This window comes from Enterococcus sp. DIV1444a (genome assembly GCF_051712125.1).
In the GTDB taxonomy this organism is placed as follows: Bacteria; Bacillota; Bacilli; order Lactobacillales; family Enterococcaceae; genus Enterococcus; species Enterococcus faecalis.
This window is the reverse complement of sequence record NZ_JBIOOG010000001.1, coordinates 451,983-476,880: the sequence shown is the minus strand read 5'-3', so window position 1 is coordinate 476,880 and position 24,898 is coordinate 451,983. Positions and strand designations below refer to the sequence as shown.

At 38.3% G+C, this 24,898-nt stretch carries 23 protein-coding genes; 5 read left to right on the top strand and 18 right to left on the bottom strand.

Annotated elements, in window-relative coordinates:
- Positions 1-33: 33 nt before the first annotated feature.
- The 4 genes from lacD to pfkB are packed head-to-tail and all read right to left on the bottom strand — an operon-like array spanning position 34 to position 3,845.
- The gene (lacD, locus tag IGI87_RS02540; protein WP_438736174.1) at positions 34-1,011 is read right to left on the bottom strand and encodes a tagatose-bisphosphate aldolase; all 978 of its coding nucleotides are present in this window, start codon (positions 1,009-1,011) and stop codon (positions 34-36) included.
- Positions 1,008-1,469, bottom strand: a complete 462-nt coding sequence (locus tag IGI87_RS02535) for a fructose PTS transporter subunit IIA (protein ID WP_438736173.1) — start codon at positions 1,467-1,469, stop codon at positions 1,008-1,010. Before IGI87_RS02535 ends, lacD begins: the two co-directional genes overlap by 4 nt.
- Positions 1,470-1,501: 32 nt before the next feature.
- Positions 1,502-2,914, bottom strand: coding sequence for a PTS fructose transporter subunit IIC (locus IGI87_RS02530; RefSeq protein ID WP_438736171.1), 1,413 nt, complete (start codon positions 2,912-2,914; stop codon positions 1,502-1,504).
- Between the two features lie 4 nt (positions 2,915-2,918).
- Positions 2,919-3,845, bottom strand: a complete 927-nt coding sequence (gene pfkB / locus IGI87_RS02525) for a 1-phosphofructokinase (protein WP_438736170.1) — start codon at positions 3,843-3,845, stop codon at positions 2,919-2,921.
- Between the two features lie 178 nt (positions 3,846-4,023).
- Here pfkB and IGI87_RS02520 point away from each other — a divergent pair, with 178 nt between their 5' ends.
- Positions 4,024-4,770 (top strand): MurR/RpiR family transcriptional regulator, encoded by a 747-nt coding sequence (locus IGI87_RS02520; protein ID WP_002363162.1) that lies wholly within the window; start codon positions 4,024-4,026, stop codon positions 4,768-4,770.
- A gap of 59 nt (positions 4,771-4,829) precedes the next feature.
- Here the strand turns inward: IGI87_RS02520 and trmB are convergent, their stop codons facing one another.
- The 4 genes from trmB to IGI87_RS02500 all read right to left on the bottom strand — a co-directional run bounded on the left by trmB (position 4,830) and on the right by IGI87_RS02500 (position 8,405).
- Complete coding sequence (gene trmB / locus IGI87_RS02515; protein ID WP_438736168.1) at positions 4,830-5,474, bottom strand: tRNA (guanosine(46)-N7)-methyltransferase TrmB; 645 nt, start codon at positions 5,472-5,474, stop codon at positions 4,830-4,832.
- A 72-nt stretch (positions 5,475-5,546) separates the two neighbouring features.
- Positions 5,547-6,326 carry a phosphotransferase family protein gene (locus IGI87_RS02510; RefSeq protein ID WP_104853940.1) on the bottom strand — a complete coding sequence of 260 codons (780 nt, stop codon included), beginning with the start codon at positions 6,324-6,326 and terminating at the stop codon, positions 5,547-5,549.
- Between the two features lie 128 nt (positions 6,327-6,454).
- A complete protein-coding gene (locus IGI87_RS02505; protein ID WP_438736166.1) occupies positions 6,455-7,666 on the bottom strand; it encodes an ABC transporter permease in 1,212 nt (403 codons plus the stop codon).
- A 1-nt stretch (position 7,667) separates the two neighbouring features.
- Positions 7,668-8,405 carry an ABC transporter ATP-binding protein gene (locus IGI87_RS02500; protein ID WP_002363160.1) on the bottom strand — a complete coding sequence of 246 codons (738 nt, stop codon included), beginning with the start codon at positions 8,403-8,405 and terminating at the stop codon, positions 7,668-7,670.
- Positions 8,406-8,620: 215 nt separating this feature from the next.
- Between IGI87_RS02500 and IGI87_RS02495 the strand changes: the two genes are divergently transcribed.
- From IGI87_RS02495 to IGI87_RS02485, 3 genes are all read left to right on the top strand, one after another.
- Positions 8,621-9,046 carry an HIT family protein gene (locus tag IGI87_RS02495; protein WP_002355527.1) on the top strand — a complete coding sequence of 142 codons (426 nt, stop codon included), beginning with the start codon at positions 8,621-8,623 and terminating at the stop codon, positions 9,044-9,046.
- Entirely contained in the window at positions 9,047-9,391 is a 345-nt protein-coding gene (locus IGI87_RS02490) for a YtxH domain-containing protein (protein WP_113794880.1), read from the top strand.
- A gap of 163 nt (positions 9,392-9,554) precedes the next feature.
- Positions 9,555-10,583: a peptidylprolyl isomerase gene (locus IGI87_RS02485; protein WP_438736165.1), complete on the top strand. Its 1,029-nt coding sequence runs from the start codon at positions 9,555-9,557 to the stop codon at positions 10,581-10,583.
- 39 nt (positions 10,584-10,622) lie between these two features.
- Here IGI87_RS02485 and IGI87_RS02480 read toward each other — a convergent pair whose 3' ends face one another.
- The 5 genes from IGI87_RS02480 to IGI87_RS02460 all read right to left on the bottom strand — a co-directional run bounded on the left by IGI87_RS02480 (position 10,623) and on the right by IGI87_RS02460 (position 18,335).
- Positions 10,623-11,567, bottom strand: a complete 945-nt coding sequence (locus tag IGI87_RS02480; protein ID WP_002355522.1) for a 3'-5' exoribonuclease YhaM family protein — start codon at positions 11,565-11,567, stop codon at positions 10,623-10,625.
- Positions 11,564-14,275, bottom strand: a complete 2,712-nt coding sequence (locus IGI87_RS02475; RefSeq protein WP_438736164.1) for an ATP-binding protein — start codon at positions 14,273-14,275, stop codon at positions 11,564-11,566. Before IGI87_RS02475 ends, IGI87_RS02480 begins: the two co-directional genes overlap by 4 nt.
- Positions 14,272-15,507: a metallophosphoesterase family protein gene (locus IGI87_RS02470; RefSeq protein WP_280211320.1), complete on the bottom strand. Its 1,236-nt coding sequence runs from the start codon at positions 15,505-15,507 to the stop codon at positions 14,272-14,274. The genes IGI87_RS02475 and IGI87_RS02470 overlap by 4 nt, the downstream gene beginning before the upstream one ends.
- Before the next feature lie 237 nt (positions 15,508-15,744).
- Positions 15,745-16,086 carry a YlbF family regulator gene (locus IGI87_RS02465; protein ID WP_438736163.1) on the bottom strand — a complete coding sequence of 114 codons (342 nt, stop codon included), beginning with the start codon at positions 16,084-16,086 and terminating at the stop codon, positions 15,745-15,747.
- 62 nt (positions 16,087-16,148) lie between these two features.
- Entirely contained in the window at positions 16,149-18,335 is a 2,187-nt protein-coding gene (locus IGI87_RS02460) for a PBP1A family penicillin-binding protein (protein WP_438736162.1), read from the bottom strand.
- Positions 18,336-18,677: 342 nt separating this feature from the next.
- On the opposite strand from IGI87_RS02460, the gene IGI87_RS02455 reads away from it, so the two are divergent.
- Positions 18,678-19,541, top strand: coding sequence for an RluA family pseudouridine synthase (locus tag IGI87_RS02455; protein ID WP_438736161.1), 864 nt, complete (start codon positions 18,678-18,680; stop codon positions 19,539-19,541).
- Between the two features lie 121 nt (positions 19,542-19,662).
- Here IGI87_RS02455 and IGI87_RS02450 read toward each other — a convergent pair whose 3' ends face one another.
- From IGI87_RS02450 to IGI87_RS02430, 5 genes are all read right to left on the bottom strand, one after another.
- Positions 19,663-20,217 (bottom strand): GNAT family N-acetyltransferase, encoded by a 555-nt coding sequence (locus IGI87_RS02450; RefSeq protein ID WP_438736160.1) that lies wholly within the window; start codon positions 20,215-20,217, stop codon positions 19,663-19,665.
- A 23-nt stretch (positions 20,218-20,240) separates the two neighbouring features.
- A complete protein-coding gene (locus IGI87_RS02445; RefSeq protein ID WP_438736159.1) occupies positions 20,241-21,749 on the bottom strand; it encodes a phosphomannomutase/phosphoglucomutase in 1,509 nt (502 codons plus the stop codon).
- Positions 21,750-21,782: 33 nt separating this feature from the next.
- Positions 21,783-22,238 carry an arginine repressor gene (gene argR, locus IGI87_RS02440; RefSeq protein WP_104853931.1) on the bottom strand — a complete coding sequence of 152 codons (456 nt, stop codon included), beginning with the start codon at positions 22,236-22,238 and terminating at the stop codon, positions 21,783-21,785.
- A gap of 141 nt (positions 22,239-22,379) precedes the next feature.
- On the bottom strand, positions 22,380-23,897 hold the full coding sequence (locus IGI87_RS02435; RefSeq protein WP_104853930.1) for an ABC transporter permease/substrate-binding protein: 1,518 nt from the start codon (positions 23,895-23,897) through the stop codon (positions 22,380-22,382).
- Complete coding sequence (locus IGI87_RS02430; RefSeq protein WP_104853929.1) at positions 23,898-24,851, bottom strand: ABC transporter ATP-binding protein; 954 nt, start codon at positions 24,849-24,851, stop codon at positions 23,898-23,900.
- Positions 24,852-24,898 lie beyond the last annotated feature (47 nt).

Genomic DNA, 24,898 nt, shown 5'->3' with positions numbered 1-24,898 from the left:
TTAGTTCAAATTCAGTAAATATTTTCAGCTTAATTATTGTATTTTTTCAAAGACTGATACTGCGTTCTCTCTTAAAACCTGATTTAATTCTTCAACATTTGTTTTACCTGTTGTTTCAAGCCACGCAATGGTTTCTTCAGCACCTTGTTGGACAAATGGAAGCACACCGTCTGCCCAAGTTGCGCGACCACATAAAACTCCATTAAACGAGGAACCTGCTTTTTTTGCAAATTTCAATGTTTCCTGAAACATCGTAGCACTAACCCCTGCACTCAAGAAAATAAATGGAAGTTGTGTTGCTTCACTTTGCATTTTGAAAAAAGCCTGCGCTTCATCTTGGCTATAAAGACTTTCAGTACCAAAACCTTCTACAAAATTCATGTTCACCGGAACTTCTACTTTTAAAACATCAACATTATAGCGATCTTTTGAAAATTCTTTCATCGCTTCAATTACTTTGTGCGGTTTTACTTTAGCATATTCTTTTGAAGCACTATCCGAATTGCTTGCATCATAAGAGACAATTTCTAAAAAGAATGGAATTTCTTCGGCTAAACACTCTGAACCAATCCGTTCTATATAAGCTTTCTTTCGTTCATTGATTGCTTCACTTTCGTCAACATCGTAGTAAAGTAAAAATTTACACGCGTCTGCGCCCGCTTCTTTTAAACGCTTAACCGACCAAACATCAAGACTATCGGGTAACCGTCCTGGTGTCGATGCATCGTAGCCCGTTTTTTCATACGCAAGTAACAAACCTGAAGTCTGTGCTCGATTTTCAGCAGCAGCTAAGCCATATTCTGGATCCAACAAAATTGCTGAAGTCTCTGGCGTTAAGCAACGAGATACTAATACTTTAAAGTCACTAATTTCTTGCGCAGTCACCTCTTTGTAATTTCCCATCATGCGTTTTAAGGCCCCACGTTGATCAATGGCTAGTGCTCCAATAATCCCTTGATTATCTACCAGATTTTCTAAATGTTTACGTTTTTGTTCACTAATTTTTTTCATTCTGTTCCCTCACTCAATTGATTATTTAGTAACGTAGCGATTTCAGCTGGCGAACTTGCTTGTTTCAGGCCAGAAGTAATTTCTTCTCTTAATAGGAGGCGCGCAACGGAAGAGAGTAATTTCAAATGTGTCGTGCCAGCTTCGGCATCAGGAATAAATAGCGCAATCACAAACTCCGTTAATTGGTTGTCAAGGCTCTGCCACTCAACACCTTGGTCCAAGGTAACAATGATAATGGCTGCTTGTTGAATCGTTGCTGCTTTTGCATGAGGTATCGCAAACCCATTCATCATCCCCGTTGTTCCTTCTTGTTCTCGCTCGTTCAGCTTATTGAAAACTTCCTGTGCGTCCTGAGCAACTTCCAATTCTGTTGACTTTTTTGCTAAAAAGCGAAAAATATCCTCTTGCGTTTGTAAATGTTGATTTAAAAAAATATGATTTTCTTTAATAAAAGCCATTCCACCCACTCCTAATTCCTGTTATTTCGTTTTTATGATAACGATTGCTCTTGTTTGGCGATTCTACTTTTTTGTACAAAGCCTAGCAATAAACCGCCTACCAATGAACCAGCTAAAATTGCTAGAACCCATTGAACAGCGTGAGTAACAACTGGTAAAACAAGAAATCCTCCATGAGGCGCTGGCACTTGTACCCCAAACATATACGTTAGGACTGCTGCAATTGAAGATCCGAGCATCATAATCGGTAAAACCTTCAATGGATCTTTTGCTGCAAACGGAATAGCGCCTTCTGTAATATGTGTAGAGCCTAAAATAAAGTTCACTAATCCCGCATTGCGTTCATTTGTGTCAAAGTATTTTCCAAAGAATAATGTTGCAAAGCCTGTAATTAGAGGTGGCGCTATGCAGGCAGCAGAAACTCCTGCCATAAAAGAAGTATTTCCTTGAGCTAAGAGAGCTGTCCCAGTAACATAGGCCGCTTTATTAACTGGACCTCCCATATCAAACGCGCACATACAACCCACAATAATTCCTAAAACCAATGGACTTGAGTTTTGGAAACTAGCTAAAAAGCTCATCATTCCTTCGTTAACAGCTTTCATCGGATCTGCTAATAAAGACATAGTGATACCAATCACTGCAACGCCAATAACTGGATAAAGGAAAATTGCTTTTAAACCATCTAATGATTTAGGCAAACCTTTAAATACTCTTTGTAATAACAGAATGAAATACCCAGCAAGGAAACCAGATAATATCCCTCCTAAAAAGCCTGTGCCACCAGTGTTAGCAATCAGACCACCGACAAAACCCACAACCAAACCAGGCCGTTTTGCAATCCCCTCTGCGATATACGCAGATAAAATCGGCACCATCATTCCCATTGAAGCATCGCCAATACTTTTTAACATAGCGGCGGTAGCATTATACTGACTACTTTCTGGATCAAATGAATAAATGCCCCAAATAGCAAAAGAAAGAGCAATTAAAACGCCACCTGCTACTACAAATGGCAACATGTGAGAGACACCATTCATTAAATTTTTATAAATACTATGTCCAACATTTCCTGAAGAAATCTGTGTTTCCTGTTCAAGTTCGTCCACTGCTTGATTTTCGGCCGCAATCGTTCCTTTGCCTGCGAGCGCTTCTTCAATTAAGCGATCTGCTTCTTTAATACCCACACTGACAGGGACATCAATGATTCGTTTCCCAGCAAAACGTTCTGCTTGAACGTCTTTGTCGGCGGCAATAATGACTGCCTCCGCTCCTTGGATTTCTGCAGGTGTTAACTCGTTTTCTATGCCAATCTGACCATGTGTTTCAACCTTAATCGTAATACCTTTACGCTTCGCAGCTTGTTCCAATGCCTCTTGTGCCATATACGTGTGCGCTATTCCCGTCGGACAACCTGTAGCAGCTATTAATTGATACGTAGCCATCTGTTTATTCCTCCTCTTGAATCCTTATTTGTTGCTCTAACTCCTGAACATCTGAAAAATCTGTCAATCCTTTGCGAAATGCTGTTGAACTACCTGCTGCAATACTTCTTTTTAAATTTTTTTCTAATGAAAGTCCTTGATGCCAGCCAGCTAAAAAGGTACCTAACATTGCATCCCCGGAACAAGCTGTATTCACGACCATTCCAGTTGGTGAATTACCTGAAAGGACCTTTTCATTATTCATAAATAGGGCCCCGTCACTACCTAAAGAAAGTAAAATGTTTTTGGCTCCCCGCTTCAGTAATTCTTGTCCGTAAAAAATGTAATCATCCTTAGTCTGCACTTCTGTATGAAACCACTCTTGAAGTTCTTCTTCATTTGGTTTCAATAAAAATGGTTGATATGGCAAACAATCTAAAATTTCTTCATAACTACTGTCTAAAATTAAGAACACCTGCTTTTCAAAACAAATTCGGCTAATTTCAATCAAAATACTTGGCGAAACCCCTTGTGGTAAACTTCCTGATACGCACAAATAATCCCCTTTACGTAACTCTGAAATTTTTTTCAAAAAACGCTGTACATGTTCTTCAGATAATTTTGGTCCCTTATTGACTAATTTGTATTCCTTTTGATCGTTGGTAACTTTTGTAAACACATTGATTCTCGTTGTGCCAGCGACTTCGATAAAGTCAGTGGTTATCTCTTTTTCTTTTAAATAATCCTCGACATAATTCCCAGTGAAACCAGCTTTGACTCCCAAAGCGGTATTATCAATCCCTAACATCTTTAAAATTAGGGAAACATTGACTCCTTTCCCGTTTGCTTGAATATCATCTTCCTTCGTGCGATTCACGACAAAAGGAACTAGCTCTTCTGTTTCGATAAATAAATCAATGGCTAAATTTAATGTACATGTATAAATAGTCACTGTAGTTCCTCCTTTCTCCTCTTTATTATGTCTCAAAATGCTATGTAAAGGTTTTCATTCTTTCGCAAAAATATAGAAAACATTTACAATTTCATAATTTCTCTAGCTTTTTTATTTTTTTTCATTAAAAATAGGCTTATAAATGTTTTTTTAGTGAAAGAAAGAAGGGCTGGCCATTATGGAACAAAAATTGAGTGAGTCAGAGCAATATCTCTGGCATTTTATCGAAACACATATTTTAGAAATCCCTGATTATTCCATTGTAAAATTAAGCGAACGAGCCAACGTATCAACTGCGACGATTGTAAGAACCATGAAAAAGAAAGGCTATGAAGGTTTCACATCCTTCAAGCATCACTTGAAAGATAAAGAAAACCAAAATATAAATTTTTCAGCATTAGAAAAAGTAGACCGAGGAATTCGGACGGCCATTTTAAAGAATGAAGAAGAAGTAACTCGTACGATTAACATGATTGAAATTGGTAATATCGAAGATGCGATCCAAAAAATCAAAGCTTCTCGACGGATTATTATCTTTGCTAGAGGGTTTTCAGAATTAATTGCTCAGGAAATGATGGTTAAGTTTCAATTGGCTGGCAAATACTGTGAACTGCATACGGACCCAGAAATTATTAAAAATATTAGTAAAAAGTTATCAAAAAAAGATGTGGCTCTTTTTGTTTCTTTAAACGGGGAAACCCAAGAATTAGTTGTCGCTGGTAAAAACTGTTACGACTCAGAAATTGGGACGATCCTTTTAACCGCAAGCAAACACTCTAGTTTAATGAAATACATTGAAATTCCGTTCGTGGGCTTCAAATCAGAAGGCTCCTTTTTCCCCGATTATGAAGTGCGTTCACGGTTACCATTATCTATTCTGGCAAGAATTTTATTGGACGCCTATGCTTTAAGAACGACAACTTAGGCTTTCTTAAATAATAAAAAACAAGCATTCCTTCACTTAAAATAAAGGAATGCTTGTTTTTATTTTGCAACAAAACGTGCTTCTACTCGATAAATTCGTTGACCACGACTAGAAAATTTTTCTTCATATTCTGTCATGATGTTGCCTTCAAACTCGCTATTATGCAAATCCAGCCACACACGTTCAATAATCATGCCATATTTAGAAAAGCTACTTAATGAGTATTCGAAGAGACCTTGATTATCCGTTTTAAAATGAATTTCTCCATTTGGTTTTAAAATAATTTCATCTGTCACTAAAAAGTTTTTATACGTTAAACGACGTTTTTCATGTTTTTTCTTTGGCCAAGGATCTGAAAAATTTAAATAGATTAAATCTACTTCATTTTCAGCAAAATATTCTGTTAATGCTTCGCCGTCTACTCGCAATAACTGTAGATTAGGTAACGGCTCGGCCACTAGCTTATCTAATGCAATCGATAAAATACTTAATTGCATATCGATACCAATATAATTAATTTCAGGATGTGCTTTAGCCATTTCATAAATAAAACGACCTTTACCTGAACCAATTTCAATGTGGATGGGATGATTATTGCCAAAACGTTCTTGCCATTTCCCTTGCCATTTTTCAGGACCTTCTACCACATATTGTGGATATTTTGCCATATATTCTGCTGCTCCGGGTCTATTTCTTACACGCATATTTAAAATTCCTTTCTTTTAAAAACAGACTGGTGAAATTCGCCAGCCTGTGTGGATGTTAAATGAATTAGTTTAACTACTAAACATTCGTTTTAATTGTAAAATTTCTGCAGTCATTGCTCTTCTTTCGCCCTCTTGGTGATGACGAACAATCTCTTGTAAAAAGCTAAATAAACCATACCAATAAATTCGTTGAACCGTACTTTCATTAGGAATTAAACCATAAGATAGTAACCATTGATTCCAACCGGAACGAGGCACATAATGACTCAAAATCATTCCTAAATCTACCGCTGGGTCCGCGACCATCACAGAATCCCAATCTACTAAATAGAGATAATTATTCGAGACTAACCAATTCCGATGATTCACATCGCCGTGGACAGCCACATAGCTAGTTTCTGGATATTCTGGTAAATGATTATATAAATAAGTGATTACTTCTTTTAAATAACTGTTTCGTTTTAATTCTTTAGGTAGTTGGCGCTTGTACTCTTTCAACATTGTTAGCGGGGTACAAACTTCACCACCAATTTTTTTCAACATGTCTTTCAGCAAATTGGAATGATGCAATTGGTATAAGACGTCAATCACGTCATTGCGTTTGCCAATTTCGTCCGCCTGTAATAAACGTCCTTCCAGCCATTCTTGGGCTGTTAGTACGTCGCCATTCGCTGTCCGCTTTGTCCAAATCATCTTCGGGGCTAACCCTTCTTTAGACAATGCTGCAAGAAGTGGAGAAGTGTTTCGTTTAATGAACACTTTCTCTGTTTCTTTTATTCCCATGTATGTTTGACCAGTTGCGCCCTTTATCGGCTGCAGACGCCAGTCTTTATCCAACTGAAATTCCATGGAAATTATCTCCTATCTCAACACAATTTTATTGCAATTTTTACAGCAATTACCATTTTAGTCGCCAAACCTTGCTTCGTCAAGCTTCTATGTGGTTCTTTTGTAAATTTTGCTTGGTTTTCTCATCTTTATAGCTTATTCAAGCGCATTGGAACATACATTTTAGTGAAAATCACAACTTCTACAATTAAGGCACCCAGAATGAGCAAGCTATTTTGCAAACTGCCTAAACGAAGGCAGACAATCCCACCAAAAATAATGGCCGCAACAGATAATGCGCCGCTAATTAACCGGCGAATCGCTGCTTGTTTTTTTTCTATTGAAATTGGATATAGCTGTGTCATCACCATATAATCAAATTGCGTATACATGGGAATCAACTGGAACCCGATTAAATAGATGAACAATAGAGCAACTACCAACGCAATCCAGAATTCTTGTAAAAAGAAGAGTAGCACGCCACCAACCAAAATCAAACGAAACAATAAGCCGCTATATTCGCTACCTCGTAAAAAGCTCCGAATGAATAAGTAAGCATACGTGTTCTCAGACGTTTTTTTGACTACTCCGAGGAGAGGATCTAAGTATTTACGACGTTTCACTGTACTACTCACTTCAGGAATATCTGTAAACAGCTGAATGAATTTATAAATTCTATGCATTCTATTTTGCTCTTTTTGAATCATTTTTTCCCAATCCAAGAAACTCTGTTTCATCTTATTTTGCCAAATATTCGATAAACAAACGGCCAGAACGATACCACCAATCACACCAACCCAAGGCGTCCAGTAAATGGCTCCCGTCATAATCAAGAGACTACTGATCAACCAAACGAACCACCAACTACGGTAAGTGGTTGGCGAAAGATGATAGAGCCCATAGCTTTGTAAACTAAGATGTGTATAAATCATACAAACTAGCATGACCAAAAATAAAAAGAAGGTTTGAAACGACCAACCTGTTGTCACTACAATCAACGGCATCAATAGGCCACTTCCTAGAAAGCTGACCACAATCGGTAAAAGTAAAGAGTAGCGCAGTGCTCGTTTCAGATAAGCAGCGAATTGTTTTTCTTTTGGTAATAAAAACACCTTGTCTGGCTCTTCTGTCAAAGTGGCCAACTTACCAACTTGAATGAGTAGCAGCCAACCCAACAGAATTAACGGCCTGCCCCAAACAAAATCACGAGGTAATTCTTTTAACAACTGGGAATAGTACAGACCTAATCCGCCTAATAAAAACATACAGACTAAAACAAAATGATCATTTAAAATATAGCGCAAGTACTTGGACATTTTTTGGAAATGCCGTGACAAACGTTGACTAAAAAATTCGCCCATGTTACCCCACCTTTTCTTCCTTCGTCAAGGCAAGATAAATATCATCTAAAGAAGACTCTGGTAAATTAAATTCTGCACGTAATTCAGCCATTGTGCCGTTTGCCCGTAATTTCCCTTCGTGTAGCACCACAAAGCGATCACAATATTTTTCAGCTGTTGCTAAAATATGCGTGGACATTAAAATCGCTGCCCCTTGCTTACGCATCGTATCCATTAACTCTAACAAAGCATGAATTGCTAAAGGATCTAAGCCTAGAAAAGGTTCATCAATAATATATAAACTCGGTTCAATTAAGAATGCACAAAGTACCATGACTTTTTGTTTCATGCCTTTTGAAAAATTAGCAGGAAACCATTCCAATTTATTGTCTAAACGGAACGTTTTTAGTAATGGTTCCGCTCGTTTGAATGCTTCTTCTAATGGAATATCATAAGCCAACGCCGTGACTTCGATATGCTCTTTCAATGTTAATTCTTCATATAAAGAAGGTGTTTCCGGAATATACCCGATTTTTTTGCGATATTCTTCGGGGGCTTGTTGCAATGTTTCCCCGTCAATCATAATTTTGCCTTTTTGCGGCGTAAGTAACCCAATAATATTTTTGATGGTAGTGCTTTTCCCCGCACCATTCAAGCCGATTAAACCAACCATTTCACCAGACTTGACGTCAAAATTAATATCTTTTAAGACAGGAATATGGCCGTAACCTCCTGTTAAATGTTCAATTGTTAAGCTCATTTCTTTTGCCTCCAACCTTTTCTCTCTACCATTATTAAACCCTAAGCGAACCAAGAATTCAAAAATTACTCCCTTAATTAAATGGATTTTTTTCTTTCTCTTATTATACACGAAATGAAACGAACTTTTTAGCGAACTCACGTACTTTTTCATCCACAGAGAAATCAACTTGTGGTAAAGTAAAGGAAAGAACCTAGAGAAAAGAGGAATTTTTCATGAATGATTGTATTTTTTGTAAAATTATCAACGGCGAAATCCCAAGTTATAAAGTCTATGAAGACGAGAAAGTCTACGCGTTTTTAGACATTACACAAGTGACCAAAGGGCATACCTTAATGATTCCAAAACAACACGTTGCTGATATTTTTGAATATAATGACGTTTTAGCAAGCGACGTCTTTGCTCGTATTCCTAAAGTAGCACGAGCATTAGAAAAAGCTTTTCCAGAAATGGAAGGATTAAACATTTTAAATAACAATAAGGAAGTGGCTTATCAATCCGTTTTCCATTCCCACGTTCATTTGATTCCCCGTTATTCAAAAGAAGATGATTTCTCTATTCATTTTGGCAATCATCAAGAGGACTACTCCGCCGAAGCGATGCAAGAAATTGCTGAGACCATTGCAAAGCAGGTGAACTAAATGAAAAAATTTATTAAAGGTCTCTTTTTTGGCGCAGCTGCTGGTACCATTGGCGGCTTGTTGGCAGCTCCAAGAAGTGGGAAAGAAACACGCCAACATTTAATCAATGAGCTAGAGGACTATCGTTCACTGAAAAATCAAGTCACGAATGACTGGGATCAAGTGCAACAAGATTTGGCAGTTGTCGAAGAAAACATTCCACTGGCAACTGAATTTTCAAAAGACCTGCAACAAGAAATCACTGATTTCAAATTCCAAGCGGAACCGCGGATTGCTCAAATTAAAGAACAAATTGCCAAAATCACGGCTGAATTACCTGACACACAAACTAACAAGCAAAAGTAAAGTCTTTGATGTTAATTATTTCTTTTATTATTAAAAAAATAAAAAGTGTGACGTAAATACGAATTTTGTTTGAAACTATGCCTGAGACTCTTTCTTTTTCAAAATAAGGTATGGTATAGTTATATCAGAAATAAAACTAAAAAAAACAGGAGTGCATAAGAGAATGAAGAAAAAACTAATCTTAGCTGCAGCGGGCGCAATGGCCGTTTTTAGTTTAGCAGCGTGTTCAAGCGGTTCAAAAGATATCGCAACAATGAAAGGTTCAACAATTACTGTTGATGATTTTTATAACCAAATTAAAGGGCAAAGCACGAGCCAACAAGCGTTTAGCCAAATGGTTATCTATAAAGTCTTTGAAGATAAATATGGTAATAAAGTCACTGATAAAGATGTTCAAAAGAAATTTGATGATGCTAAAGAGCAAATGGAAGCACAAGGTGCAAAATTCACTGATGCTTTAAAACAATACGGCTTAACTGAAAAAGATTTCAAAAAACAATTAAAACAAACTGCTGCTTTCCAAGAAGGTATGAAAGCACATCTTAAAATTACAGATGAAGACTTAAAAACAGCTTGGGCAAGCTTCCATCCAGAAGTAGAAGCACAAATTATCCAAGTTGCTTCAGAAGATGATGCCAAAGCTGTCAAGAAAGAGATCACTGACGGCGGCGATTTCGCAAAAATTGCCAAAGACAAATCAACCGATGCTGCAACGAAAAAAGACGGCGGTAAAATTAAATTTGATTCACAATCAACAACTGTTCCTGCCGAAGTTAAAGAAGCAGCCTTCAAACTAAAAGATGGCGAAGTATCAGAACCAATTGCTGCAACAAACGCACAAACGTACCAAACAACTTACTATGTAGTGAAAATGACGAAAAACAAAGCAAAAGGCAATGACATGAAACCTTATGAAAAAGAGATCAAGAAAATTGCTGAAGATACAAAATTAGCCGATCAAACATTCCAAGCAAAAGTTATTAGTGACGAATTAAAAGCGGCCAATGTGAAAATTAAAGATGATGCCTTCAAGAATGCTTTAGCAGGCTACATGCAAACTGAATCTTCAAGCGCTTCTTCAGAGAAAAAAGAATCAAAATCAAGTGATTCTAAAACAAGTGATACCAAAACAAGCGACTCTGAAAAAGCAACAGATTCTTCAAGTAAAACAACAGAATCTTCTTCTAAATAAACATACAAAAGGGAGTGGTCAATTGACCACCCCCTTTTTTTATTTATCTTTTGGAACATAGAAACTGCGATTGTCTAAACCAAAGATTCGTTCTGTATACTCCCCAGGCTGTGTTTGACGAATGGCCCCTAGCATCATTTGAATGGACGCATCCATGGTATCAATTTGATGTAAGATTTCCGCTTCCATAATTCTTGGTCGCACAGGTGAGCCATATTCCAATAACCCATGGTGGGCTAAGACCATGTGTCGCAGGACGACAACGTCTTCTTCTCGATCATCAATTTTCAAGGCCAAACACGCCTTGGTAATTTCCTCATCCACCAAAACTAAATGACCAATTAAGTTCCCTGCCACCGTATATTCTGTCGTAATAGCGCCAGATAACTCTAAAACTTTGCCTAAGTCATGTAAAATAATCCCCGCGTATAATAGTGACGTGTTAATTTCAGGATATTCCTTAGCAATTGCTTTGCCTAGGCGCAACATTGAGACAGTGTGGTAAGCTAAGCCATTTGCAAAGGCATGATGGTTCCGTTTGGCTGCAGGAAATTCATAAAATTCTTGTTGGTATTTCGTCATAAGATAGCGCACAATACGATTCCAATGAGCATTGGTAATCTCAAAAATTACTTGATTGATTTCCTCGACCATCTCTTCTTTTTTCAAAGGCGCTCGTTCCATATATAAACTTGGCTGGCTTGGTTCCTCTGCTGTCGCTAAACGCATGTGTAAAATTTTTACTTGGGGTTTATTTTGATAAACTTCTCGTTTTCCATTCAGTAAAACAACGTTCCCCGCAGTAAATCGTGTAATTTCATCCTCAGAGGCGTCCCAATATTTTCCGTCAATCGTGCCAGATGTGTCTTGAAAAGTAAAGGCAATAAACTTTTTCCCATTTTTAGCTACACGCACATCGGCATTTTTAATTAGAACAAATGATTCAAAAAGTTCTTCTACTGTTAATTCACGTAATTTTTTCACTTGACGCTTCCTCCTTCTAACGCAATTACTCTTTGTTGTAGGTCCTGATAATAGCTTACCATTTCTTGATCAGAAGAAAAACAAATGACTTGCTGTTTTTGACCAAACTTAGTAAATAATTCAGCTAATTGGGCTTTTCTTTGATGATCATAGTGTAACCAACCGTCATCAATGATAATTGGACAAATCAGTTGTTCGCCTTGAACTGCTAAAAAGGCAAAACGAACAGCCATCATCAATTGATCTTTAGTGCCAGTTGATAATTCATGTAAATAAAACATTTCTTGTTCTTTCGTTACCGCGACTAGTTGACCTTCGGCTACTTGGATTGATTGATAGCGTTGGTTTGTTAAAAGTGCAAAGTAGCTTGATGCATACTGTAATAAGCTGGGCAATTGTTGTTCCGAAAGCTCTGTTAATAAGTCCATTAACAGTTGTCCCGCTAGTTGATAACCCGACCAACGTTGAGCTAGTTCTTTGATTTCCGCTTTTAAAATTGCTTGGCGTTGATACAACTCATCTAAGGTACCATCCATCATTAATTGTTGTTTTTCATAAATCAGCGCTTGATACTGCTCTTGTAATTTATCTAACCGACTTTCTTCCAGTGCTTGTTGCTGCGCCAGTTGTAAAGAACGGTCTTTTAACGTTGCTTCTGTTACCGCTTCTGGAAACAGATTGCCTAATTGTGTCGCTAATTCTTGCCCACGACCAACTTGAGCTTGCTGAGTGGTCAGCTGTTGAATCCTCATTGGAACATCAGCGATTGATAGAATCCGATAACGAATCAGTAAAGGCTGAATTCGTGTTAATGCTTCTTGCTGTTTAGTTTTCAACTCTCGTAACTGCTGTTTGAGATAGCCATCTGCTTGATACTCCTGAGCAAAACGAACTTTCTCCATTTCTTCAGCAAATCCTTCTAAAAAGTGTAACTTTTCGGAAAGGCTCTTTCCTTGTAAGGGTAAATGCGTCATCAATGGGGCGACTTGCTCTTCAAATACTTGGCGTTTTTGTTGGTTTTCTTTCAATTGACTCATGAGTTCTTCATTTGTTTGAACAAGCAATAAATAGCGCGTAATCAATTCCCGCTGATTCATTAATGTATCAATTTGCTGCATTTTTCCTAATTGATGAAGGTGAGCTTGCTCCGCTACTGCTTGTTCAAGTTGTTCCACTTGCAGTTGTGCCTCACGTTCTTGATTCAGCGCTTGTTGGAACTGTTCATTTAAATAATCTAGTTGCGAAAGTTTCGTTTGCCATTCTTCTTTCACTTCATCAGAAGAAGCTTCTTTTCTAGTGGCGTAGCTAAGCACTTCTTTTACGATAAGACTAACTCCCACGAGAACTAGGCCCCATTTTAAAGGGCTTGGTAAAAAGAAACCGAGTAATGCAAGGATACTTCCTAGCAATAACCATAGTGGCTGTCTTGTTTTCTGCGCTTTTTGAGCACGTGTCGCTTCACCAAAAAATGCAGCGTGCTCTTTTTCAAAGTCCGTTAACTGGTCTTCCAGATTTTCAATTTGAGAAGCCAAGAATGCTTTTTGTTCTTGGCTTTTTTGAAAAGCCTGGGTATATGCAACTTGTTGTTGGCGCCACTTTTGAACGGTTTCGTTGTCATAAAAAAGCTGTGGTGGTCTTTCAGGCGACCATGACCATTCGTTCTCCAAAAGGACCATTTCTTGACGATTTTGATCAAAGGTTTGGGTCATCCATTCCGATTCGGTCATCAATTGTTGCATATCATAGCGTTGATTCAACAATTGTTGAATTAATGCTTCTTGTTCTAGGTAAAAAGCATAGCCTTCTGGAACATCGAGTGCTTCTGACTGAAGGGATAACTCTTTGGTCAAACGTTGTCGTTCTTTGTCTAGGTACATATATTCTTGAAAGGTTTCTTCTAATTGAACTTGGTCTTCTTTTACTAAAACAACGTTCTCTGTTTCTTCAGGTAGCGACTGCCATTCTTCGTACAAGGGAAAGTGACGTTGCTGTTCCGCAACCTGTAACAAGTCCTGTTGCGTTTCTTTTAGTTGCTGTTGCAGTGTCACTCGCTGTTGTTCTGTTTCACGAATCGTTTCTTCTAATTGTTGAAAAGTTTGTTGCTGCGCTTCTTTCTCTTGAATTTGTTCTTTTAATTCTTGATAAGCCGCCAACTTCTGATTAAGTAATGGCTGCTGCCCTTTGCCTTTAAAGATTTTTTGTGCTTCTTTAAAGTACGCATTTCGGTAAGTCAAAAGTTGTTGACTACCAGAAACACCAATGGCCAACAAGGATGTTTGCAGTTCCTCTTCTGTCAACTTATCACTCATAATCAATTGTTCTTGTTGAAAAGTAAAAACCTCTTGAAACAACTTTTTCGTTAGCGGATGTAACATTTGCTGTAATGTTTTTTCATCCCCCATTTGTTGTTGATAATAAATGATTGCTTGCCCTTTATTTTTTTCTTTAAAACGCTCGACTTGAACTTCCCCAAACACAGGATGTTCCAACCACAAACGACCACCATACGAACCACCATTTTTCGGTGCGTAATCGCGTTTTCTTTTGCCCTTTGTGGGAAAGCCAAACAGCATTGCTTGAATGAATTGATACAATGTGGACTTGCCAACTTCATTTGCGCCGTACAGCAATTGATTACCAGGTTCAAATGTAATTTTCTGTTGTTGCCATTTTCCAAAGCCCACAATCTCTACTGCGAGTAATTTCATAGTGGGTCCTCCTGAATAGTAAAGTCTTCATTAATTTGCTCATGTGCTAGGCGCAAGCTCTCTAATCGCCACTGCTCATCCATTGAAAAAATTCCCGCAAATTCTGGATAACGTGACAATTCCTTGGTGGTATCTTCAAAAATAACTGGATCTAAGTATGTTTTTTCTAATGCTGTTAATAAGTTGGGACTAGCGGCTAAATAGACCGGTTCTTTCGTTATTTCCTCTTCTTGCAATACTAGACGATAAACAAAAAAATCACCTTGCGTTTTTTGTAGAAGCTGCTGCTGTAAGTAGCTTAATAGTTCACCATTGACAATGGCTTGCACCACGGTCACATCCAAATGTTGCGTTTCTTTCAGTGTCAACTCCATCAATTGCTGTTGCTGATGCTCGTGCCACTTCGTCAGCAAACTGGTTTCAAGATAAGACAAAACGCTTTGGGTATCACGGCATTGCGCAAGAGATACTTCTTCATTCGTCCAATCTACTTCTGCGACTTTTTCAAATTGAACAGTCGCTTGATTTTGGGAAAGTGTGACCACTGCAACCCCTTGTAAAGACTGTTCTTTTTTCGTGTGCCCTTGAGGTGTTCCAGGATAAACAATTAGCGGTTGTTCACTAACAATTTGCGGCTGATGAATGTGGCCCAATGCCCAATAATTATAGCCAGTGGCTTTTAAATCCTTCCATGTAAACGGAGCATAATTTTGTTGCGCTTGCCGACTGGTGTCTCCATGATAAATCCCAATATGAATGTCAGAATCTGCTTGTTTGATAGGAAATTCTAATGCCTTATTTTCGTCAATCCAGGGATGCTCATAACTAAACCCTGAAACAGCCACTTGCTCGCCAGCTTTTGTTACAAAATACAGTGTCTCAACCGTTTCTTTTTCAAATAAAAAAACATTATCCGGAAAAGAAAACCAATAGCGGTCTTTTTTATAGTAATCATGATTCCCAAATGTTAAAATCACTGGGATTTCTGCTTGTTTCAACTGTTCTAATGCGGCCATTAATTGGGCTTGCATTGAAATAGAGGTCTGACTTTGATGAAACGTATCTCCTGCAAAAATAACCAAGTCCACCGCTTCTCGAATGGCAACTGTTACGATATTCATTAACAATTGTTGGTTAACTTCTCTTAAGCGCTTCGCTAATGTTGACGGGATCTTAGTTAACCCTTCAAAAGACCGATCCATGTGTAAATCAGCTGTATGCAATAGTTTCATCTTTTTCCCTCCTTTTCTCCTTCCTTTATCATATCATTTTCTGCTAGCTTGGTCAGTAAAAACATACGAAAATTTGTTCGTTTTTTTATTTTTAGTAAAAGAAAAACGAGCGTGGGACAAAAATCCAAAGTGATTTTTGTCCCACGCTCAAAAACTGATAAACGGCGGAAACAGAAGCAACTCCTTCTTATTTCTCGGAGTTAAACACTTCTGTCCCGACCTCTTCAATTACGTAAATTAATCGTTATGCATATCACGCACAGGTGTCATGATAATTCGGTTTAAATCATTGACAACTAAGCTAAACGCTTGTTCTTTTTGCATTAATTCGTTGATAACGGCTGTTTCTTGTACTTTTGTTGCAATGTTTTGTGCTTTTTCAGCATCTTCATCCGTGAATTCTTCGCCGCGCATTTGTTTTTCTTGTAGTCCTTGTTGGAATCCTTGGAATTCTTTAAACAATGTGTAAGCTGCTTCGTCTGCTTTTACTTCTTCATACGCTGCTTGTAATGCTTTAAATTCGTCTAACTCACGTAGTTCACGTTCAATCTGATTGGCTGTATCATAAATGTTACTCAATGGAATCCCTCTTTTCTCAATAGTTTCATCTTTATTGTACCATTTCTCTTAAGTTTTCCCAACTAATTTCCTAATAAGCCTCCGAAAATTCCTTCAATCTTGTCTTTGACTTTTTTTGCGCCGTCTTTAATTTGTCCTCCAACTTCATTCAATGTATCTCCGAAATTGCTAGCGCCATCTTGAACAGAGTTTCCAAAGTCTTTTAAGTTATCCCGCCAATTAGAATTGGCACCACCAGTTAAACTATCATTGCTATCAACAACTTTCCCACCTGTGGCATAAGCATCTGCGACAGGAAATTGTGCTTGTTTGACTTGTGGCAAGATGCCACTGGCTTGACTGTTGAACACCTGAGAGGCATATGTGGCGCTACTGCCTTCCAGATAATGGGTTTTACTGGTTTCTTGGAAGCCTAACCAAGTAGCAATGACAACTTCTGGTGTATAACCAATCACCCACTGATCGTTCGTTTTACTACTATCGAAGTTGGTTTCTGTCGTACCTGTTTTACCAGCCATTACGTAGCCTGCTGGTTGTGCGTTGACCCCGCTCCCAGAACTAAAGACCCCTAGCAGCATACTTGTAATCCCATCTGCAACATCTTTGGTAATGACTTGCTCTTTCTTGACTTTCGTATTATCAACTACAATTGCGCCAGTTGAGTCGACGATTTTTGTAATTAAATGCGTTTCAGTTTTATAACCTTCATTGGCAAAGGCACTATAAGCTCCCGCCATGGTTAGTGGCGAAACACCCGTTTGTAATCCCCCAAGGGCTAAACCATAGTACCGATCTTTTTCTGATAACGGAATGCCAAATTTCTCTGTTTTTTCATAGCCTTTATCTAAACCAATTTGATGTAATAACCACACCGCTGGTAAATTTAAGCTTTCTCCTAAGGCTTGATACATAGGAACTTCTCCACTGTACGTGCGGCTATAGTTTTGCGCTGGATAATAATCTTGTGGTTTATCTTCTAAAACAGAGTCTGATTTATAGCCAGCCTCTAAAGCTGGTGTATAGACAGAAATTGGTTTTAAGGACGAGCCTGGTGAACGTTTTGTTTGCGTTGCAAAGTTAAAGCCTCGATAAACGTGTTCCCCTCGACCGCCCACCAGTGCTTGCACGCCGCCGGTTTTCGGATCAATGGCTACAGAACCACTCTGAACCATGGCACCATCTTCTGCATTGGGTGGAAATAGTGCATCATTTTTATAAGTTGCATCCATCGCATCTTGATACCCCTGATTTAAAGAAGTGTAAATCTTGTAGCCTTTATTTAAAATATCTTCTTCTTTAAATTTATAACGATTGACCGCTTCATCAATTACCGCATCAAAATAATATGGATATTTGTAACTATTTTCGTCGCCAACATAGGTGTCATTTAATAGACTCGCTAAGTTAACATTCGCTTCTTGATTGGCTTCTTCTTGAGATAGTTTTTTATTGTCGACCATTAGTTGTAAAACGGTATTCCGTCGCGCTGTGGCATTGTCAATGTAATCAATTGGGTTATAAATTCCTGGCCCTTTTAACATGCCCGCTAGCGTTGCGGCTTCCCCCACTGTAACTTGGGATGCATCCACGCCAAAGTATTTACGAGCTGCATCTTGCACGCCCCAGACACCATTACCAAAATAAGAATTATTTAAATACATTGCTAAGATATCTTTTTTCGAATATTTCTTTTCGATTTCAATCGCTAAAAATAATTCTCTGGCTTTCCTATCTAACGTTTGCTCTTGCGTTAAGTAAGCATTTTTGGCTAATTGCTGCGTAATTGTACTTCCGCCACCACCGCCACCGATTTTCCCGAAGGTCAATTTGCCAACAACCGCACGGGCAATCCCTTTGATGGAATACCCTTTATGTTGATAAAACCCGCGATCTTCAGTTGAAATAACCGCGTCTTGAATATAAGGAGAAATATTATCCAGTTCCACAAAAGTCCCTTTTTGCCCGAATAACTTTCCGACTTCTTTTCCTGATTCATCATAAACGCGTGTTGATTCACTTAGCCCCGATTTTAGGGTCTCAACGTTTGCGGACTTGGCTAAGTAAAATAAATAAATACTGGCACCTAAAGCGACGACCAAACCAATTAACAAGAAAATTTTATTGATTTGATACTTTTTCCAAATCCGCTTTCTGGCTTGATGGAATTGTATTAAATAAGGCTTCATCCACGTCCAAAAATGACGTAATCCGACACCGACTTTACTAAAAAATTGTTTAAGATTGTCCATAGTACTCCCTCTGTTTACGTTTCTTGGCTAAGTCTACCATATTCTTGTGGGTACGACCTAGGTCTAAAGCATGAAAAATTCTTGAAAAACAATTTCAATGGTCTTTTCGCTGTAGCAAAGGAAATGTGGCCTTCACTAGAGGTAAATAATTGCTTACGCTTAGAAACGAGTCTTTATTTAGCCTCTATTCTATCATGCTTTTCTTCGTTTTTTATGTAAATTTGTTTAAGAATCTCTCAAGGAACTGCCTTTCTAACAAATTTCAGCTTTTTTCCCGTTCTGGCTTGACCTTTTGAGTAGCTTTGTTACACTAAATAGCGAATCAGTGAAAGGTGGGATTTGGTGGAATATTCAATGAGATTACCTGAAAATTTTTCAACAATGACTATAAAAGAACTATTAGAAAATGAGTGGCTAGTCCCTCGAAAAGTGCGCCATTTTTTACGCACGCGAAAAAATGTCAAAATCAACGGGGAAACAGCTGCTTTTCATTTTCCCGTCCAAGCTGGCGATTGTGTCACCTTAACGTTTGAAGAAACCGATTATGTACGTCCCGCTATTCATTGGGGGGAAGCAACGCGTGTGACGGTTTTATATGAAGATGAACATTTAATGATTGTAAATAAACCTTATGGCATTAAAACTCATCCAAATCAGCCACAGGAAACAGACACCTTGTTAAATCATGTTGCTGCCTATTTAGCTGAGAAAAATCAGGTCCCTTATGTCGTTCATCGATTAGATAAAGAAACCAGTGGTGCGATTGTCTTTGCTAAAAATCCTTTTGTCTTACCTATTTTAGGGCGTTTATTAGAAACAAAACAAATTTACCGTCAATATCAAGCGATTGTAGCTGGTCACTTTAACCAAAAAGAACAGACAATCAATCAGCCGATTGGTCGTGATCGGCATGATCGCCGGAAACGACGGATTGATCCTCAAAAAGGGGATTCAGCGATTACACATGTCCAAGTGGTCAAAGCTCTTTCTAATAATCAAACCGCAGTTACCTGTGTTTTAGAAACAGGTCGGACGCACCAAATTCGGGTCCATTTAGCTAGCGAAGGGCATCCAATTATTGGTGATCCGTTATACAACCCAAAATCGCAGGCAGCTCGTTTAATGCTCCATGCTTCACAACTTCATTTACGCCATCCGTTTACAAAAAAACAAATCGTTGTGACTGCAGCGCCTGGACTATGGTAAAAAAACAGAAGAAATCGGCGGCTACCGTCCAATTTCTTCTGTTTTTTGTTTTACCGCACATTCACTGTCGAGAACGGCATATCTGCGTTTGCTAGTGTCTTGGTGTTAAACAGTCCCTGAACTAACTCTCAGCCTTAACCATTTGTAGCCACTCTTTTTGTAAAATTCCGTAATTGTAGATATCCAGCCATTGGCCATCTTGAAATAATACTTCTCTATCAATTCCTTCTTTTTTGAAACCTACTTTTTCATAAACATGAATCGCTTTTGGATTGTTACTATTGACAGCTAATCTGATTTTGTGCAAACCCAGTTCATAAAAAGCAAATTTACAAATTAAAGACACCGCCTCAAAGCCATATCCTTGACCACGTTGCTCTTTTTGTAAAATAGCAATCCCTAAATTGGCCCCTCTATTTTTCAACTGTACATCAGACAACGAAACCCAACCAATAAATTCCTCTGTCGTATTTTCTAAAATAGCAAATAGAAATCGATCATCTTCTCCTTTATTAATTGTGAAATCTTTCCATTCTTCAAGCCCCCACGGATGTAAAGCATCCCAGCTCAAATGCCGAAGCAATTCATTATCCCATTGCTGTTTTGCAATATGTTCGATATATTCTTCTCTAAAATGAGAAAAGCCAACGTGTTTTCCTTTTAAAACATTTTCCATAAGAACACCTTTAATTTCCTAGATTATTTTTCTATTTGCTGACTATCTATTTCCTCGTATTTTTGTAAAAAAGTGGCAATTTTTTCGATGACACACGCATTTTTATCGCTTTGGTCATTCTCTACCTGAAGAACAAGCAACGGTTCATGCAGACTTAAGCGTAGCAAAAACCAACCACTGCCATATTGACCAGACACGTTTCCCCGAACACCTTCTTGATTTTCACGGTCCACAGCAAAGTCTGCTTGATTTTCTACAAACAATTCAAAGTCTCGCAAGACTTGTTGCCCATAACAAGTAACATCCTCCGCAGTAATTTTGAAGCGAAATTCGTTGGTTTCTGCCGGTTGCTTCAATGTAGCAATCAGATCACCTAACGTTTGAATGTTTTGTTTCAATTCTGGTAACAACATTAAAATTTTTGCCACGACATATGCACCATCATCCAGATTGTAGTTTTCTTGAAACGCTGCATGACCACTGGTTTCAATGGCTAACGGTGTCTGAAAGCCCCCATGATTCAATTCAATCATTTTATTAATGACATTTCGGTAACCAGAAATATAACGAATCTGTTGGCCGCCTTTTTCTTCAATAAATGTTTTTAAATGACTTGAGGTTGGCGAATTTGTCACAATATAACTACCGGGCGCTTCTTTTAAAACGATTGCCGCTAAAACAGCAATTAAATTATTTCGATTTAGTACCTCACCTGATTGGTCCACCACGGCCGAACGATCTACATCTGTATCAAAAATAATGCCCAAATCTGCCTGATTAGCTAAAACAGCCGTTTGAATACTTTTCATTGCTTCAGAATTATCTGGATTAGGTACATGATTAGGAAAATGCCCATCTGGTTCTAAAAACTGTGACCCCGTCGTATCAGCGCCCAAAACTTGAAGAACCTGCTCCGCAAAGAAGCCCCCAGCCCCATTACCTGCATCAACGATAATTCGAAAGCCCTGTAAAGGTTTCTCTTCTGGCGAATGAATTCCTTGGCGAATTTTTCCCACCAAATGCTCCGCATAAATTGGCAGTAACTCTTGCTTCATCAGGGTGCCATTTTCATTGGCTGTCAGCGGATCAGTATGAGATAAAATATACCGAATATCTTCTTTCTCTGCTCCACCTTCTGCTGTGAAGAACTTCAAGCCATTAAAGTAGTAAGGCAAATGGCTAGCTGTAATCATAATCGCTGCATCACATTGAAACGTTGGAAATTGAGTAGCCATAAACATAGCAGGCGTCGTAGCTAAACCAACATCAATCACCTGAATACCTAATGAAAGAAACGTATCTACTAATACTTGTTTAATTGGCTCCGCCGTTAGACGACTATCATGTCCGATTGCAATTGACAGGCGCTGTTGTGCCTTTCGTGGCAGCTGTTTTTTATCCTGTAACCAACGAACCACGCCCACCGCAATTTCGGCTACTGCTGTTGCGGTTAATGTTGCCGTTTGTTCTTCCGTATCCAAAGCAATTCCCCGAATATCCGAACCATTTTGTAGCGCTTTCAATTCTACCAAGAAAAAAACTCCCTTCTATTGATGCTTTCAATTTTAAAAAATCATATTTTCGATGCGTTCGATAAAGTGTTCCGCATCCTCTTCTGAACGTGTAATCACAATAATTGTATCCGCACCAGCCACGGTACCAGCCACTTCTGGATAAGCTACTTCATCTAAAAAGTTACTCACCACATCGGCATTTCCCATCTCTGTATGCAAGATGACAATAAATTGTACTCGCTCCATTCGAACAACGGAATCTTTCACTGATTCTCGTAATTTCTCTTCACTGCTTGTGCCGTGTGCTTGAGAAAAAATTGCATATTTGACACGACCATCTGCACCATGTGTTTTAACAATACTCATTTCACGGATATCTCTTGAAACAGTCGCTTGAGTGGCTCGGACGCCAAGTTCTTCCAAACGAGTGATTAATTCATCTTGTGTTTCAATTTCTTGTTGCATAATTAATTGTTTAATCAAACGTTGACGTTCTGCTTTTTTCATATAGACCACTCCTCTCCATTCATTTCTTTTATTATATCCAAAAATGAGTAAAAATACAGGTACTTTTCACATTAAACTCTTTATTTATCTGAAAAAGACTGGATAAACGTTTATATACCAGTCTTTTTCAGTAAAAAATACTTATTTAAGAAGATTCTTTTCTTTTAAATAGTCTTTCGCCACTAGGCTCGGATCTTGCCCTTCCACATTGACTTGATAATTCATTTCACTCATTTCTTCTTCGCTGATTTTCCCTGCCAATTTATTCAATATTTCTGCTAATTCTGGATATTTTTCCAACGTTGCTGTTTTAATAAGTGGTGCTCCTTGATAAGGCGGAAATAGCGCTTGATCATCTTCTAACGTTACTAAATCGTATTGTTTCAATTCACTATCCGTTGAATAGGCATCAATCACATTTACCTCACCATTATTAATCGCTTGGTAGCGTAACGCCGGTTCCATCGATTGGACATTCAGATTTAAATGATATTTTTCTTGTAATCCCTTATAGCCATCTTGCCGATCAATAAATTCTAACGTAAACCCCGCTTTTAGCTGATTGCTAATTTTCTGTAAATCACTAATCGTTTTTAATTGATGCGCTTTTGCAAATGAGCGCTTGACTGCGACGGCATACGTATTTTCATAGCGCATCGGTTTCAACAAAGTAAGGTTTTCTTGTTTTTTCAAGCCAGCGCGTGCCGCTTCATAGACTACTTGAGGTTGATTGTCTAGCTGAGGAGGATTTTTTAAAAAGGTTTCGATCACTGTTCCTGTAAATTCTGGATAAAGATCGATTTCATCTGATTTTAAGGCATTGTATAAAAAAGTAGTCTTGCCAAAGTTTGGCTTTAACGTCACCTGAATGTCGCTATTTTCTTCAATTAAGGCTTTATACATATTAATAATAATATCTGGTTCCGCCCCTAATTTCCCAGCAATTGTCAGCTGTTTTTCCTTTGAACTAGTTTGTTGATTCCAGAAAAATGAACCACCTAACAAAAGGCCTAAAATAGTGCCACCAATGATTAGTCGCCGTCCATTCGCTTTTTCCAACCAATGAATTCCATAATTAAATAAGACTGCTAGTGCAGCCGATGAAAGGGCTCCAATAAAAATCAACGATAAATTATTTCGATCAATTCCTAATAAAATGAAGGTCCCTAAACCACCTGCTCCAATTAACGCCGCCAACGTGGCCGTACCAATAATTAAAACGGTAGCCGTTCGAATCCCAGAAATAATAAATGGTAATGCCATTTGTAACTCAAACTTAAACAGTTTTTCTTTTTTACTCATCCCAAATGCTTCTGCGGCTTCTTCTAACGAAGGATCAATTTCCGTCAAACCAGTATAGGTGTTTTGTAAAATTGGGAATAAGGCATAAATCACTAGCGCAACAATTGCCGGTGGTCGACCAATACCAATTAACGGAATCAGTAAGCCTAGCAAAGCTAAAGAAGGGATTGTTTGGAAAATCCCAGTCACTTGTAACAGACTTTCCGCTAACTTACGATGGCTCGTTAAATAAATGGCTAAAGGAATTGCAATCAACGCAGCGAATAATAACGAGATAAAGGACAATTGCATATGCTCGATTAACGCTTGCAGATATTCTTCTTTTCGAGCGAAAAAAGTTTCAATCAATGTTTGCATCTACTGTCCCTCACTTTCCAACAGTTGTTCCATAAAACGAGTAATCGTTTTTGAAGTGATACACCCTAAAACTTGTTGTTTTTCTACTAAATTTGCTTTCTCTTGCGCATTAATGAGTTGGACAATCTCTTTTAAATTGGTTTCCATGAAAACAGTCGGCACTGGCTCAATCGTCTCATCCGCGGCTTCTAAAAATGCAGTCAAGTCAGCGCCACAATAGTTCGCTAGTTCTGGCGAAGATTGTTTGAAAAATTGACCGACAAAATTATTTTTCGGATGTTTTTGAATAGCTTCTGGCGTATCGACTTGAATAATTTTGCCAGCATCCATAATACAGATGCGCTCACCTAACAGTAAAGCTTCATTCATATCATGGGTCACAAAAACAATGGTACTCGCTAATTCCTGATGAAGTTCTTTCACCAAACGTTGAAGATGATGCCTTGAAATCGGATCTAGCGCGCTAAACGGTTCATCCATTAAAATCACTTCTGGTTCGGCTGCAATGGCACGTAAAATCCCGATACGTTGTTGCTCGCCTCCCGAAAGTGCTGCTGGCTTACGATGCAGATATTCCTCAGGATCCAGCTGAACTTTTTTCAATAGTTCAATGGTTCGCTCTCTGCGTTGCTCTTTGGGCCATTTTTTCATTTCAGGAATCAACTCAATATTTTCCGCCACGGTTAAGTTAGGAAATAAGGCAATTTGCTGAAGAACATAGCCAATTTTTAGTCGTAATTCTCGTAATGGGTAATTGGCTACCGCTTGTTCATTGAGAGCCACTTCACCTGTCGTTGGCTCAATGAGCCGATTAATCATTTTCAAGGTCGTCGTTTTTCCACTACCACTCGGCCCTACTAATACAAAAAATTCGCCTTGTTGGATTGTTAAATTCACATCGGACAAAACGGCATTTTCTTGATATACTTTTGAAACATTTTGAAATTTTATCATTTATTTTCACCGCATCTTTCACTTCTTAATAAACAAAATCTTTGGAG